General features: G+C 41.9%; 16 protein-coding genes. All 16 read right to left on the bottom strand.

What is annotated here, in order from left to right; all coding sequences use genetic code 11:
* Positions 1-119 precede the first annotated feature (119 nt).
* From swrB to cheY, 16 genes are read right to left on the bottom strand one after another with little or no spacing between them, the layout of a single operon-like run.
* Positions 120-623: a swarming motility protein SwrB gene (gene swrB, locus NYE53_RS08910; protein ID WP_038828246.1), complete on the bottom strand. Its 504-nt coding sequence runs from the start codon at positions 621-623 to the stop codon at positions 120-122.
* A 28-nt stretch (positions 624-651) separates the two neighbouring features.
* Complete coding sequence (gene sigD / locus NYE53_RS08905; protein ID WP_032725704.1) at positions 652-1,416, bottom strand: RNA polymerase sigma-28 factor SigD; 765 nt, start codon at positions 1,414-1,416, stop codon at positions 652-654.
* 22 nt (positions 1,417-1,438) lie between these two features.
* Positions 1,439-1,939, bottom strand: a complete 501-nt coding sequence (gene cheD / locus NYE53_RS08900) for a chemoreceptor glutamine deamidase CheD (protein WP_003244852.1) — start codon at positions 1,937-1,939, stop codon at positions 1,439-1,441.
* Positions 1,936-2,565, bottom strand: a complete 630-nt coding sequence (cheC, locus tag NYE53_RS08895; RefSeq protein WP_339248249.1) for a CheY-P phosphatase CheC — start codon at positions 2,563-2,565, stop codon at positions 1,936-1,938. Before cheC ends, cheD begins: the two co-directional genes overlap by 4 nt.
* 18 nt (positions 2,566-2,583) lie before the next feature.
* Positions 2,584-3,054, bottom strand: coding sequence for a chemotaxis protein CheW (cheW, locus tag NYE53_RS08890; RefSeq protein ID WP_003231938.1), 471 nt, complete (start codon positions 3,052-3,054; stop codon positions 2,584-2,586).
* A gap of 21 nt (positions 3,055-3,075) precedes the next feature.
* Positions 3,076-5,094, bottom strand: coding sequence for a chemotaxis protein CheA (cheA, locus tag NYE53_RS08885; RefSeq protein ID WP_014476817.1), 2,019 nt, complete (start codon positions 5,092-5,094; stop codon positions 3,076-3,078).
* Between the two features lie 5 nt (positions 5,095-5,099).
* Complete coding sequence (gene cheB, locus NYE53_RS08880; protein WP_339248247.1) at positions 5,100-6,173, bottom strand: protein-glutamate O-methylesterase CheB; 1,074 nt, start codon at positions 6,171-6,173, stop codon at positions 5,100-5,102.
* A gap of 1 nt (position 6,174) precedes the next feature.
* Positions 6,175-7,071 carry a flagellum location/number ATPase FlhG gene (gene flhG / locus NYE53_RS08875; protein WP_251187119.1) on the bottom strand — a complete coding sequence of 299 codons (897 nt, stop codon included), beginning with the start codon at positions 7,069-7,071 and terminating at the stop codon, positions 6,175-6,177.
* Positions 7,062-8,162, bottom strand: a complete 1,101-nt coding sequence (gene flhF, locus NYE53_RS08870; RefSeq protein ID WP_339248242.1) for a flagellar biosynthesis protein FlhF — start codon at positions 8,160-8,162, stop codon at positions 7,062-7,064. Before flhF ends, flhG begins: the two co-directional genes overlap by 10 nt.
* Positions 8,162-10,195, bottom strand: a complete 2,034-nt coding sequence (gene flhA / locus NYE53_RS08865) for a flagellar biosynthesis protein FlhA (RefSeq protein ID WP_003231947.1) — start codon at positions 10,193-10,195, stop codon at positions 8,162-8,164. The genes flhF and flhA overlap by 1 nt, the downstream gene beginning before the upstream one ends.
* A 32-nt stretch (positions 10,196-10,227) precedes the next feature.
* Entirely contained in the window at positions 10,228-11,310 is a 1,083-nt protein-coding gene (gene flhB / locus NYE53_RS08860) for a flagellar biosynthesis protein FlhB (protein ID WP_339248240.1), read from the bottom strand.
* Positions 11,310-12,089 carry a flagellar biosynthetic protein FliR gene (gene fliR / locus NYE53_RS08855; protein WP_003245510.1) on the bottom strand — a complete coding sequence of 260 codons (780 nt, stop codon included), beginning with the start codon at positions 12,087-12,089 and terminating at the stop codon, positions 11,310-11,312. Before fliR ends, flhB begins: the two co-directional genes overlap by 1 nt.
* 7 nt (positions 12,090-12,096) lie before the next feature.
* The gene (gene fliQ / locus NYE53_RS08850; RefSeq protein ID WP_003220888.1) at positions 12,097-12,366 is read right to left on the bottom strand and encodes a flagellar biosynthesis protein FliQ; all 270 of its coding nucleotides are present in this window, start codon (positions 12,364-12,366) and stop codon (positions 12,097-12,099) included.
* A gap of 14 nt (positions 12,367-12,380) precedes the next feature.
* The gene (gene fliP, locus NYE53_RS08845) at positions 12,381-13,046 is read right to left on the bottom strand and encodes a flagellar type III secretion system pore protein FliP (RefSeq protein ID WP_003245692.1); all 666 of its coding nucleotides are present in this window, start codon (positions 13,044-13,046) and stop codon (positions 12,381-12,383) included.
* Complete coding sequence (fliZ, locus tag NYE53_RS08840; RefSeq protein ID WP_339248237.1) at positions 13,039-13,698, bottom strand: flagella biosynthesis regulatory protein FliZ; 660 nt, start codon at positions 13,696-13,698, stop codon at positions 13,039-13,041. The genes fliP and fliZ overlap by 8 nt, the downstream gene beginning before the upstream one ends.
* 14 nt (positions 13,699-13,712) lie before the next feature.
* Entirely contained in the window at positions 13,713-14,075 is a 363-nt protein-coding gene (gene cheY / locus NYE53_RS08835; RefSeq protein WP_014476812.1) for a chemotaxis protein CheY, read from the bottom strand.
* Between the last annotated feature and the right edge of the window lie 8 nt (positions 14,076-14,083).

Below are 14,083 nucleotides of genomic sequence, written 5' to 3'. Positions count from 1 at the left end.
TTTTTTCCTCCGCTTAGGTCATTTTTGTGCAGAACTGCCGCCTGCAGCACCCTCTGCATAAATCGTTAAGCGTGTGTATTTAACACCAAGACATAATATAACACAGCTTTATCCGACAATCAAGAATCCTTTACACCTTTGGAGCGAAATTTTAAAAATAGCTCGATTTCTGTCTTTCCGCTCTTCATTTTCTGGGCAATTTGACTTGCCGAATATCCCTGTTCATATAATTCTATGACCTGGTCTTCAAATGATTGGACCTCACTGTTTACGATCTCTTCCCGACGGTCAACCTCTGTAATCAGACCTTCAATATGTTCAGGAAGATTCTCTGCCTCTTGGACTGGATCCCGCTCTTGATATGTTTCAGAGGTCTGAAGGCCTGGCTTTTGGGATTCTTCATCTGATTGACTTGCAGATGAAGCTTTATTTTCTATCAGTTTCTCATTTTCTTCTTTTAATTCAAGCAGAAATGCCGCCAAGGTGTTTTCCGTCTCTTCAAGTATCTGTTTTTGCTGTTTTTCTGTTTCTTTCACTGCAGCGAGCCTCGTATACAGGATAATGACAGCGTACAGAAGAACGCCGTGGAGCGTAAAGCTTAAAAGCCATAATAGTGTTGACATGTTTTTCACTCGCTAACCATGAAATTCATTATTGTATCACTTTTTCCAGCAGATTCTTTAATTTAAATAATGCCTTTGAATGGATCTGAGATATGCGGGACGTAGAAAGATTTAATACTTGTCCGATTTCTGTCAGTGTCAACTCCTCTTTGTAGAACAAACTGACAACCAGCTGTTCTTTTTCAGAGAGTTCGTGAATTTTTTCCGCAAGCTGTGCAACCAGTTCATCCTTCATAATCTTTTCTTCAGGCGGAACATTTTTGTCATCTCTGATCATGACTTGAATGTTTTCCCCGTCATCTTGATCATGGAGCTTTTCATCAATTGACAGCAGATTTGCAAAAAAACCTTCATTCATTGTTGACACGACATCCTGTACCGTCATTCCGAGTTCCTCTGCAATTTCCGCGGGCGATACATTGCGAAGATACCGCTGTTCAAGCTTTTCAATTGCTGCTTCAACCTTTTTTGTTTTTTCGCGCGAGGTTCTGGGCAGCCAATCTTCTTTACGAAGCCCGTCTATGATTGCGCCGCGAATTCTAAACGAGGCGTAGGTATCAAATTTTAAGTCCCGGCTGGGGTCAAATTTTTCAAGGGCATCATATAAACCAAGCATACCAAGGCTCATAAGATCGTCTTTATGCACTGATTTCGGCAGTCCGACAGAAATTCTGCCTACATGATATGTGACAAGCGGCATGTAACGGCGCATTAAGTCGTCACCGGCTTTAGGATCTTTCCACTCTTTCCAGCGCGTCCAAAGCACCTGATCTTCATAATTCAAGGATTGCATTGTTATCCCCCTAATACCTTAATTAAATCGTTTTTTCACCTTGTTTAACAGTTCGAATATGCAGCATGCAGGACTTCGGTTCAAATTCTATCGTCCGGCCGCTTGAGCCGCCCGTATCTTCACTAATAATAGGAATATTAAATAAAGACAGCTGTTCTTTTATCGCTAATACATTTCTCGGTCCGATCTTCATCAAATCATTTGTCGATTTAAATTTAAACATCTCTGATCCGCCGGCCAGCTTTGCTTTTAATGCAAATTTCCGGCATCCCGCTTCTATCAGCATATCAATCGTAGTCTGTACGGCGGTGTCAGCGTACTTAGCCCGGTTGAGCTCGGCAGTTTTCGATAACGTCGAATCCGGAAGCATGACATGAACAAGACCCGCCGTTTGCTTTTCTTTATCATAAAGCACCAGCCCCACACATGAGCCCAAACCAGAGGTCCGGATGGTATCCGGGAAGCGGGCGATCTTCACGTCAGCAATCCCAACCTTTATAACAACAGCCTCAGTTGTACTCATAATGATGCACCTAAGGCGACAAAGAGCTTTTCAAATGAATCATAGTCCGGCAGCATAAACATATGCGCTTTCAGCTCCTGCTGATGACTTTGGTCAAAAATTGACGTGTCGACAACAATGGCGTGTTCTCCAACCTGACTGAGCTCCATCAGCCCTTCGCTGATCACTGCTCCGAACATGTCCAAAGAGACTTCAGGAACACTTGGATAGAGCTGGAGTTTCGTCAAATCCGCCAAAGCTGTTAAATATGACCCCGCTAAAATATTGCCCAGTTCATGCAAAGCGGATGAGCTCATGTGGTCTTCACCTAAGTCCTCTATGTCAAAATCGGGGTTTCCAATCAGCTCTCTGATAAACTGCTCCGCCTGAAAAAAAGGCATTATAAAGAACATTGAACCCGTTAAATCGCCTTCCATTCTTAAAAAGATGCTGGCAACCGGGACATCGGCGCCGCCGAAAAAATCAACAAGATCATCAAAAGACAGCAGCTTTGCAAATGGGACTTCCATATCTATCTTTCTATTTAACAGCTGGGCCATTGCAGAGGCGGAGTGGCCGGCGCCTATATTGCCGACTTCCCGCAAAATGTCCATCTGCTCTTCTTTGATTCCATTAAAAATACTCATGTCATAACCCCTTTAAGATTAAGCTTGATCGGGCACAGCGGACTGAGATGATTCTTTATCCAAAACCGCGTTCGCATCAATAATATTTAAGAGTCTGTTCTCTTGTTTCACAATCTGTTCGATCGACACATCCGTATCTTTCTGAACGCCTTCTGGAGCAGATTCTATTTCACTTTCGTGTACGGTAATCACATCGTTCGCTTCATCCACAATCCAGCCGACTTCAATATCACGATAAGCAATAATGATAATTCGTGTTTCATCGGTAATTTCATACTCTGGCAAATTCAGGCGTTTTCTTAAATCAATAACCGGAGTCACCACCCCGCGTAAATTGATTACCCCGCAAATATATGGTTCGACGCCAGGTACCCTCGTTGGCTTTTGCCATTTTTCAATTGATTTCACCTGAGTGACGGAAATGGCATATTCTTTGCCATTTACCATAAAGACTATCATTTTTTCGCCTGTTTTAATTTCTGCAGTCATGTGAGACACCTCCTCGAATGGTTAAATAATCAGTGCATTACAATCAATAATGAGCGCTACTTCTCCGTCTCCTAAAATAGTAGCTCCGGAAATTGCAAAGACGTTTGTTAAATAATCTCCGAGTGATTTCAGCACAACTTCCTGCTGGCCAATAAAGGAGTCCACCACAAATGCAGTAGGTTTGTCGCCTTTTTTCACGACAATGATATGGAGCTGTTCCGCATCTTTTCTTGTATCTTCTATTTTAAACTCTTCTTTTAAATAAACGACAGGGACAATATGCCCTCTAAAGTCAATCACTTCACGGTCATGCGTTTGCAAAATGTCTTTTCTGTCAATAACTGCTGTCTCAATGATTGAAGAAATCGGAATGGCAAATGTCTCTTCTTCCAACTTAATCAGCAGAACTGAAATAATAGACAAGGTTAGCGGCAGCTGGATGCTGAATAGAGAGCCTTGACCCTCGGCTGATTTCACACTGACTGAGCCGCCAAGAGACTCCAGTTTGTTTTTTACAACGTCAAGTCCTACACCCCGGCCGGAAATATCAGAAATTTGGTCAGCAGTTGAGAACCCCGGAGCAAAAATCAATTCGTAAATTTGGTTGTCTTCTAAGGTTTCAGCTTCTTTTTCCGTTATGACCCCGCGCTCAAGCGCTTTTTCCAGAATTTTTTTGCGATTAAGGCCTGCGCCGTCATCCTCTACTTCGATAAAAACATGGTTGCCGCTGTGATAAGCTTTAAGCACAACTTTTCCTGATTCCGGTTTTCCCTTTTGCAAACGTGTTTCCGGCGCCTCGATACCATGGTCAATACTGTTTCTGATCAAGTGAACGAGTGGATCTCCGATTTCATCAATTACTGTACGATCCAGTTCAGTTTCCGCACCGATGATCGAGAGTTCAATTTTTTTATTCAGCTCTTTCTGAAGCTGGCGAATCATTCTCGGGAATCTGTTAAAAACAGTTTCAACCGGGACCATTCTCATATTCAGAATAATCGATTGCAAATCTCCGGAAATTCTCGTCATTCGTTCAACCGTTTCAGTCAGTTCATTGTGCTCAAGCTCTTTCGCAATCTGCTCGAGACGCCCGCGGTCAATGACAAGCTCTTCAAATAAGTTCATTAAAGAATCAAGCCTGTCAATGTTGACACGAATTGTTTTAGATCCGCCGGCTGAATGCTTCGCCTGTTCATCGTTTTTAGCAGGCTGTTTTTGTTTCTCCTGCTTCGCAGGTACAGCTGCTGCTGGTGAATCTTCTTGCTTAGATTCTTCAGGCTTTTCAGCTGATGTTAAAGGAGCCCCTTGAATGACTTCAACATGCTCAATTTCCGACACGCCATTGATTAATTGTTCAATGTCTTCCGCTGATTGATGTGTTAAGAAACAAACTTGAAAATCAGTTCCAAAATCTTCTGTTTCAAGCACTTCAGCACTTGGAATTGTTTTGGCTACTTCTCCGACTTCATTTAGTTTTTCAAACACCATATAGACACGAACTGCTTTTAACATACAGTTTTCGTTCAGAGAAATCTTGATTTCATATCGTTTGAAGCCTTGCTCCTCCGCTTCTTGTATAACTGTGCGTTCAAATTCATCATATTCCCAATCAGATGCTGAACTCTGTGCTTCTGCAGGTTCCGCGGAGGCAGCGGATTCAGCGTGCGCACCATTCACATCAAGCTTGGCACTCACTTCTGAGATATCTCTTTTACCATCCCCGCCATCAATAATAGACTGAACCATTGCTTCCAGGTGATCCAGAGCTTCAAACAAAATATCCAGCCAGTCTGAGGTGACTTCCATGTCTCCGTTTCGGATTGCATCCAGCACGTTTTCAAGCAGATGGGTAAGATGTGCTAAATCCGTGTAGCCCATCGTTGCGCTCATTCCTTTTAATGTATGGGCAGCCCTGAATATATCATGTACGAGCTGAAGATCAGTCGGGTCTTTCTCTAAAAGAAGAAGCTTTTCATTACATGTTTGTAAATGTTCTTTACTCTCATCAATAAAGACATCTAAATACTGATTCATATCCATTTGAATCACACCCTCTCTTTTTTCACACAGCTTGTGATGGATGCTGCGATATCTTCCACATGTTTAATCTCATGAATGAGACCCGCTTTAACAGCAGCTTTTGGCATCCCGTATACGACACAAGATTCTTCAGACTCCGCAATGGCTTTCACATTGCCGGCTATTAGCATGTCCTTTAGCCCAGCAGTGCCGTCACTGCCCATTCCGGTCATGATAACCGCTACTTTTTCATAATCTGTCAGTTTCCCGACAGAACGGAATAAATAATCAGCAGATGGTTTATGACGGCTTGGTGTGTCATGGTTATCAAGCACAATCTGGAGTCCTTCGCTGTTTTTAATAACGGATATGTTTTTTCCGCCCGGTGCTATGTAGACACAGCCGTTAAGAGCTGCTTCACCATCTTTTGCTTCTTTTACCTGAATGTCAGATAAATGATTCAGCCGATCAGCCAAAGAAGCAGTAAACCCTTCAGGCATGTGCTGTACGACAACCACTGGTGCGTTCAAATCCTTAGGGAGCTTCGGTATCACCTTTTGTAACGCCCGTGGACCGCCTGTTGATGTGCCGATACACACAATTTGTCTGCCCGTACCAGGTTTCGGTTTGCTTAATTCAGGCTTAACGACAGCACGCACAATAGGTTCGGGCCGAACTGTCTGGGAAACAGGACGTTTCCGCTTGCCGGAAAGTCCTGCCGCGACGACACGCTCAACTAATTGTTCTTTAATTTTGTATAAATCCAGAGATATTGAGCCTGATGGCTTTGTGATAAAATCAAAGGCACCGATCTCCAAACAATTAATTGTGCATTCTTTACCTTTCTCGGTCTGGCTCGACACCATAATGACCGGCAAGTTATAAATCTCAATAATTTTGCGGAGCGTATCTGTCCCATTCATGACCGGCATTTCAACATCAAGAGTAATAACATCCGGTTTTAATAATTCAATCTTCTTAAGCGCTTCTTCTCCGTTTCTCGCAGTTCCGATTACTTCTATCTGCTTTTCCTCGGTCAGAAAATCACTTATCATTTTTCTCATAAAAGCTGAATCATCAACTACAAGCACACGAATCAAATTAAGCCCTCCTCATTAAAAAAGAAGATAATTTCTCAATAAATGTCTGTTTGTCTTCTTTGTGTCTCGTTTCTTCTCTTTCAAACAAGGCGTCCGCTAAAATACGGACTGACCGGCTGGCTTTTGCCTGAGGGCTTTTTATGAAAAAAGGAACCTGTTCGACAACCGCTTTGCTCACGATCACATCGTCAGAAACGGAACCGGCAAACTGAACCTGAACATCCAAAAACATATGAATTGTACGGGAGAGGCGGGCAAAAGCGTCAAGCCCTTCCTTTTGGTCACGGCACCGATTGACAGCCACCTTCATTGAAAGCTTATTTTCTGTCAAAACCAAGTGCTTGACAGCGCTGTATGCGTCCATAATGGCCGTCGGCTCGGGAGTTGTTATAATCAAAATATCTTCTGCTGATAAAATAAAAGGCAGTTGATCTTTTGATAAGCCCGCTCCCATATCAAACAGCACATAATCGAACTGGCTTAATGCATGAGAAAGTTCATTGGCAAAAAATGTCCATTTCCTCTGATCGAGCTGAAACATCACATCCAGACCGGTTCCCCCTGATATATACCGCAAACCTTTTGGGCCAACGGATAATGACTGCAGCAAAGGCTTACGGTCGGTTAAAACATCAATTATTGTGGCAGACGATGAATTTCCCATTAATATATCAATGTTCCCCATCCCGATATCAAGGTCGATGAGCAGCACTTTCTTACCTTTATCCTGCAGCGCAAATGCCATATTTAAGGTAATATTGGATTTTCCGACACCGCCCTTGCCGCTGATGACAGCAAGTGTCTTCGCTTGTTGTGAATAAACCATTGGCAGAACGCGCTCACGTTTTTCCATTTTTGCCCGTAAAGTTGCTGCTTGGTCATATCTGTTCATCTGCACAGCATCCTCACAAAACCAAGTGGAGATACAGTCTGTATATCCTCAGGCACATTCTGTCCGTTTGTCATAAACCCGACACCTATTTTTGATTCTGCCAGTATATTAAATACAGAACCTAAGGAAGTCGTTTCATCTATTTTCGTAAAAATATACTGATTGACAGGGACGGATGAAAACCGTTTGACAATATGCTTCATATCTTCATATTTTGCAGTCGCGGATAAAACAAGAAATGACTGAATGCTGCTCTCAAAAGGAATCGTTTCTTTCAGTTCATCAATGTATTGCGGGTCCTTGAAGTTTCTTCCGGCTGTATCAACAAACACATGATCATACTCAGAAAATAACTCCTTCGCCTGCTGAAATTCTTCTTTTGTATAGCAAACTTCCAGAGGAGCCTGCAGCAGTTCAGCGTATGTTTTCAACTGTTCAACAGCTGCAATACGATACGTATCTGTTGTAATAAAAGCGATTTTTTTATGTTTTTCAAGCATAGATATGGCTGCGAGTTTAGCCAGTGTAGTTGTTTTACCAGCCCCTGTTGAACCAAAAAGAACGATATACTTTGAATGAATAGGCTCCTGCCACTTGTCTGCTGAGGGCAGCATATCGCATAGTATTTCCTGAAGTTTGCCGACAACATTTTCTTCAGTCAAGCCGCCTGCTTCAACAGAGAAGCGAAGCAATTTTTTCAGAGTGTTCGTTTTCATAGACTCTTTGATCCCTGTTTCTAGCAAAAGCTTTTCTGCTTTTCGCAGCGGCTCAGGAAGTACAGATTGATATGCTGAAAAATCACCTAGCACCTGTTGCGCCGGAATTTGAGGGGGATATGTTCTCTCCTCTATTTTCGGACTGCTGACCGGAGTTTTTAATATTTGTTGCGGTTCAGCTGCCTTCTGAGGCGTTTTTTTCTCAAGAAAGTCCTGATCCAATACGGCGATTACTTCAACAGCAGGCTTGTTGACGAGGCCAAACCATTTTCGCTTTTTAATTTTTTTCGAATTTAATATGACCGCTTCATTACCTAACTCTTTTCTGATGAGAAGTGCCGCTTCTTGCATTGAAGCAGCAGTAAATTTTTTTATTTTCATTAAATATCCACCACTCCAATGCTTTGTACCTCAACATTCGCCTCAAGTTCGTTATAAGAGAGTACCGGAAGATCAGGGAAGTACCGTTCCAGAAGCTGCTTCACATACATTCTGACAGGCGGCGAGCAAAGAAGAATCGCGGTTTCCTGACGTAATGAGAGCTGTTCAGCTTCTTTAGCGACAGAGCGCACTATACTTTCTGAAATATCTGGTTCAAGTGATAAATAGTTACCGTGTTCCGTCTGCTGTACACCGTCTGCTATTGCTTTTTCTACACGGCCGGAACAAGTAACAACCTTCAACACTTCATTTTCTTTGGCAAACTGGGCTGTAATTTGTTTAGCAAGCGCTTGTCTTGTATACTCTGTCAAGAGATCAGAATCTGTTGTTAATTTCCCATAGTCAGCAAGTGTTTCAAAAATCGTTACTAAGTTTCGAATTGAAACTTTTTCTTTTAAAAGCTTAGCAAGCACTTTCTGAATATCACCGACAGACAATGGATTCGGCGTAACCTCTTCAACCAGGACTGGATACGATTCTTTCAAGTGATCGATCAGCTGTTTTGTCTCCTGCCTTCCGATCAATTCGTGGGCATGCTGCTTAATTTTCTCCGTAATATGCGTTGAAACGACTGATGCAGGATCAACTACTGTATAACCAAGCATGTCGGCTTCATCCTTTACCGCTTCGCTAATCCATTTAGCCGGCAGACCGAATGAAGGCTCCACTGTTTCAATCCCTTCAATGAGATCGTCCTCAGGAGTAGGCGACATCGCTAAATAATGATCAAGCAACAGCTCGCCTTTTGCTACTTCGTTTCCTTTAATTTTCAATCGGTATTCATTAGGCTGCAACGCTATATTATCTCTGATTCGCACGACAGGAATGACAAGCCCGAGTTCCAAAGCCAACTGACGGCGTATCATAACAATTCGGTCTAATAAATCACCGCCTTGATTGGCATCAGCAAGCGGTATCAGGCCATATCCAAACTCAAATTCTATCGGATCTATATGCAGAAGCTGAACAACACTTTCAGGGCTTTTAAGCTCGTCCACCTCAGCCTCTTCCTCAAGAATCTCATCCACTTCTTCTTTTTCCTTACCTGATTTAGATAGTGTATATGCGCCAAAAGCAAGCAATCCCGCAAGCGGCCCCGTCAGAAGGATGCCGATCGGAGTGAAAATACCTAAAAGCATGATCGTAGCTGCTGCGACGTATAAAAGCTTTGGATACGCAAACAGCTGGCCTGTAATGTCATGCCCTAAGTTTCCTTCAGAGGCAGCTCTTGTGACCACAATACCCGTAGCCGTAGAAATTAACAGTGCCGGGATTTGCGAAACAATTCCATCCCCTACAGTCAGCATCGTAAAGTGTGAAGCAGCCTCTTGAATGGACATGCCCTGCTGAAGCATTCCGATCACGATTCCGAAAATAATATTGATCATCACAATGATGATTCCGGCAATGGCGTCACCTTTTACAAATTTACTGGCACCGTCCATTGCTCCATAAAAGTCTGCTTCTCTTGCCACTTTTTCGCGGCGATGCTTCGCTTCCTGTTCGGTAATCATCCCTGCGTTTAAATCAGCATCAATACTCATCTGCTTCCCCGGCATTGCGTCCAGCGTAAACCTTGCTGCAACCTCGGAAACACGTTCAGCACCTTTTGTAATGACGATAAACTGAATAATAATAAGGATGATAAATACAACGAGTCCAACTAATACATTTCCGCCGACAACGAAATTTCCGAAAGTCTCGACGACTTTCCCTCCTTCACCGTGTGAAAGAATTGAACGGGTAGTTGAGACATTCAAGCCCAAACGAAATAGGGTCAAAAGCAGCAACAGTGACGGAAAAATCGAAAACTGAAGCGCTTCCTGCATATTCATTGTGGTGAGAAGCACGATCAACGCAAGAGAAATATTAATAATGATCAAAATACTTAACAGCCATGGAGGAAATGGAATCACCAGCATCGCCACAATGAGGACAACACTTATTAAAACGGATAAATCTCTTGTTGACATGCTGTTTTTTCTCTCCTTTTAAATCGAAAAATTCAATATACTTTTTGTTTTGTTTTATATACGTAAGCCAGAATTTCTGCTAAAACTTTAAAAAATTCTTCCGGCACTGCCTGGTCAATTTCCACCTGATCATATAACGCACGGGCAAGCGGTCTGTTTTCTACCATCATGACATCATGCTCTTTAGCAATTTTCCTGATTTTTAACGCTAGGTGGTCGACACCTTTTGCAACAATATAGGGAGCGTCCATTTTTTCTTCATCATATTTCAAAGCAATCGCATAGTGAGTCGGGTTTGTGATAATGACATCTGCTTTTGGAACTTCCTGCATCATCCGCCTCATCGCCATTTCCCGCTGTCTTTGTTTAATTTTAGACTTAATAATCGGGTCACCTTCAGATTTTTTGTACTCGTCTTTTATATCTTGTTTTGACATTTTGATATTTTTCTCATAATCAAATCTCTGATATAAATAGTCAAGACCAGCAAGAATTAATAAAGCGCCTGCACCGCTCAGTCCTATCCACAAAGTGAGTTTTGAAACGAAAGATAGTGCCTCTTCGGGTGTCAGGAGAGGAAGCCGGAGAATTTCTCCATAATGCAGCCAAAGCACAGCAAAAGCCGCAAAACCGACGACTACGATTTTCAAAATTGATTTAATCAGCTCTACAATCGCCCTCATACTGTATATTCGTTTAAAGCCTTTGATCGGATCCAGTTTTTCAAGCTTAGGCTGTATCACTTCAGCAGAAAATAAGAACCCAACCTGCATATAGTTGCTTACGACTCCTGCAACAAGAGCAACAAGCAAAATCGGTGCGAGTATTATGCCCATATCCTTTAATAAGCTGACAAACAATGTATGCACATTTGATTCTGAGAGCTTCATTGTGAGCGATTCGGTATAAAATGTTTCTATGAATGACAGCAGCCTGTCTCTCATATACGGACCAATTGCAATGAGCGAAAGGAATATTACCAGTAAAGAAACGGCGGTATTGACATCCGAACTTTTGGCTACCTGCCCCTTTTTTCGCGTATCCTTCCGTTTTTTCGGAGTGGCTTTTTCTGTCTTCTCTCCCGCAAAAAACTGCAGGTCAACTCTAAGCTTCATTAAGAAACACCGACCAATGCTAAAAGATTCCGCATCGTTTCAATCGTTAAACTGAAAACATTCCGGACAACGACGAAGATAACGGACATACATACAATGAGCATGATGAAACTGACAGCGATCTTTAAAGGCAGACCGACCACAAATACATTTAACTGTGGAACAGTTCGAGCCACGATACCTAATGCTAAATCAACTAGAAACAAGCTGGCCACAACCGGCGCTGACATTTGAAAAGCGATAATAAACATTGCATTAAAGCTTTTCGCAATAAAATAGGCAAACTTTTCATCACCGAAATTCGGAAATGCCTGATCAACTGAAATATACTGAAAGCTGTAGTAAATACCATCCAGCAGCAAATGGTGGGCATTGACACTCAGCATAAACAAAAGTGCCATCGTATAGATAAACTGACCAATCAACGGACTTTGTGCACCGGTTTGCGGATCAATAACGTTTGCTATTGAAAATCCCATTTGAAAATCAATAAACGAGCCGGCAATCTGCACTGCGGCAATCATCATATAAGCAATTAAACCCAGACATAGGCCGACCAAAGCTTCTTTAAACGCCAAAAGCATATAGTGCTCATCTATCTCCAAAGAGGGCGGTTTATCAATGGTGCTGAAACAAATGACCGCAAGAAAAAAAGCAAAACCTATGCGATGAACAGCTGGCACATTTCGATGTCCAAATAGCGGAATCGTTACAAAAAAAGCAGAGATTCTAATAAAAACCAATAAAAAAGCAGGAAATAAGTCAATAATTGAATTCATCTCTACATTACCCTGCAAAACGATTTAAATTAGAAAACAGCTCTGTTGTAAATGAAAGAATCGTCGACAGCATCCACGGACCAAAAAAAATGAGAGCCAGGAGAACCGCCACGATTTTCGGAATAAACGCCAAAGTCTGTTCCTGGATTTGAGTTGTCGCCTGAAATATGCTGACAATTAAACCGACCAGTAAAGCAATAGCCAATAATGGCCCGCTGATCATCAGCGTTACGTATACGGCTTTTTCCGCCATAGAAATTACAAATTCTGAACTCACGTTTAGCACCTACCCTAAAAGCTCTGAAGCAAAGATTTCACAATTAAATACCAGCCGTCTACCAAAACAAAAAGTAATATTTTAAAGGGCAGAGAAATCATAACTGGAGGCAGCATCATCATTCCCATTGACATCAAGACGCTCGCCACTACCATATCTATAATTAAAAAAGGGATAAAAATCATAAAACCTATTTGAAATGCTGTTTTAAGCTCCGATATGGCAAAAGCCGGAACCATTGTTGTTAACGGAATATCCTTTAATGATTCAGGTTTATCCATTTTCGCGTAATTCATAAACAGCGCCAGATCCTTCTGCCTTGTGTGTTTACTCATAAATTCTTTAATCGGTTCCTCAGCTTTCGTATACGCTTCATCCAAGCTGATTTTGTTGTCCATTAATGGGGTCAGCGCTTCTTTATTAATTTCTGAAAAAGTAGGAGCCATAATAAAAAATGTTAAAAACAGCGCAAGCCCGATAAGAACCTGGTTTGGGGGCATAGATTGCGTCGCAAGTGAAGTTCTGACAAATGACAGAACAATGACGATGCGAGTAAAACAAGTCATAAGAATCAATATTCCAGGCGCCACTGAAAATACAGTTAACAATAATAGTAATTTAACAGTTGAACTTACGTTTTCCGGATCGCTTGAACTGAAAATATTTATAAACTCATTCATGATGACGTGGGCCTTTCTTCTTTCCTTCAGAACGGTTTTGTTTTAACTCTTCAAGTTGCTCTTTTAATGCTTTTGAAAATGAAGGCAGTTTTTGCTGCGGCTGATGTTCAGAACTCTTAAGCGGCTTCACAAACTTTTGCCACTCTATTTTGCTTGACATTGCCTCTTCATGCTGACTAAGAATGACTTCAATCTCTTTTTCATCCTCAATTTCTTTCAGCAGCTGGATCGTCTCTCCTACACCGACGACGAGCACACTTTTCCCGACCTTGATCAATTGTATGGATCTGTTCTGGCCGACCGATGTGCCGCCAATATTTTCAACATATTGAAAAGGCTTTAGGAGCCGATTTCTTTTGTTCATGAGCTTAACCAGCCCGTAAATCAGCGCGATAACAAACAGTAAAGCGAAAATCATCTTTACAAAATCAAAAGCTGAGACAGAAGGAGCAGCCGCTCCCTCCGTCTCATCAGCAGTTTTTGTTGTTTTTTCTTTCTTTTGCTCTGATTGATCTGCAGTTTTTTCATCTTTTTTTTGAAACCATTCGTTTACAGTTGAATTATCAGAGTCTGCCGCGGCAGCAGCAATCGGATGTGCACTGAATAAAACGAAAAAACAAATAAAAACGATAAAATATTGACTCTTTTTCAACAGTCGTACACCCTTTAACTTAATGTTTTGTTGATTGCTTCAAGCACACGGTCAGCCTGGAAAGGTTTCACAATGAAATCCTTAGCGCCGGCCTGAATGGCATCAATAACCATTGATTGCTGTCCCATAGCAGAACACATGATGATTCTTGCCTGCGCATCAATTTGTTTAATCTCTTTTAATGCTGTAATACCATCCATTTCTGGCATCGTGATATCCATAGTAACAAGGTCAGGTGAATGCTCTTTATATTTCTCTACCGCTTGTGCTCCATTTTCAGCTTCCGCCACAACTTCAAAACCATTTTTAACCAAAATATCTTTAATCATCATTCGCATAAATGCTGCGTCATCTACAATTAAAATTCTATGTGCCATAATCTATC

This window comes from Bacillus sp. FSL R5-0523 (assembly GCF_037975295.1).
GTDB lineage: Bacteria > Bacillota > Bacilli > Bacillales > Bacillaceae > Bacillus > Bacillus subtilis.
Note: the sequence above shows the minus strand (reverse complement) of the source record. Positions and strands in the feature narration are given on the sequence as shown.

Excerpts from the sequence above, each read along its gene's own strand:
- cheC (WP_339248249.1), bottom strand. The coding sequence starts at position 2,565 with ATGAGTATTTTTAATGGAATCAAAGAAGAGCAGATGGACATTTTGCGG.
- cheY (WP_014476812.1), bottom strand. The coding sequence starts at position 14,075 with ATGGCACATAGAATTTTAATTGTAGATGACGCAGCATTTATGCGAATG.
- cheA (WP_014476817.1), bottom strand. The coding sequence starts at position 5,094 with ATGGATATGAATCAGTATTTAGATGTCTTTATTGATGAGAGTAAAGAA.
- fliP (WP_003245692.1), bottom strand. The coding sequence starts at position 13,046 with ATGAATGAGTTTATAAATATTTTCAGTTCAAGCGATCCGGAAAACGTA.
- cheD (WP_003244852.1), bottom strand. The coding sequence starts at position 1,939 with ATGAGTACAACTGAGGCTGTTGTTATAAAGGTTGGGATTGCTGACGTG.
- flhB (WP_339248240.1), bottom strand. The coding sequence starts at position 11,310 with ATGAAGCTTAGAGTTGACCTGCAGTTTTTTGCGGGAGAGAAGACAGAA.
- swrB (WP_038828246.1), bottom strand. The coding sequence starts at position 623 with ATGTCAACACTATTATGGCTTTTAAGCTTTACGCTCCACGGCGTTCTT.
- cheW (WP_003231938.1), bottom strand. The coding sequence starts at position 3,054 with ATGACTGCAGAAATTAAAACAGGCGAAAAAATGATAGTCTTTATGGTA.
- fliR (WP_003245510.1), bottom strand. The coding sequence starts at position 12,089 with ATGAATTCAATTATTGACTTATTTCCTGCTTTTTTATTGGTTTTTATT.
- flhA (WP_003231947.1), bottom strand. The coding sequence starts at position 10,195 with ATGTCAACAAGAGATTTATCCGTTTTAATAAGTGTTGTCCTCATTGTG.
- sigD (WP_032725704.1), bottom strand. The coding sequence starts at position 1,416 with ATGCAATCCTTGAATTATGAAGATCAGGTGCTTTGGACGCGCTGGAAA.
- flhF (WP_339248242.1), bottom strand. The coding sequence starts at position 8,162 with ATGAAAATAAAAAAATTTACTGCTGCTTCAATGCAAGAAGCGGCACTT.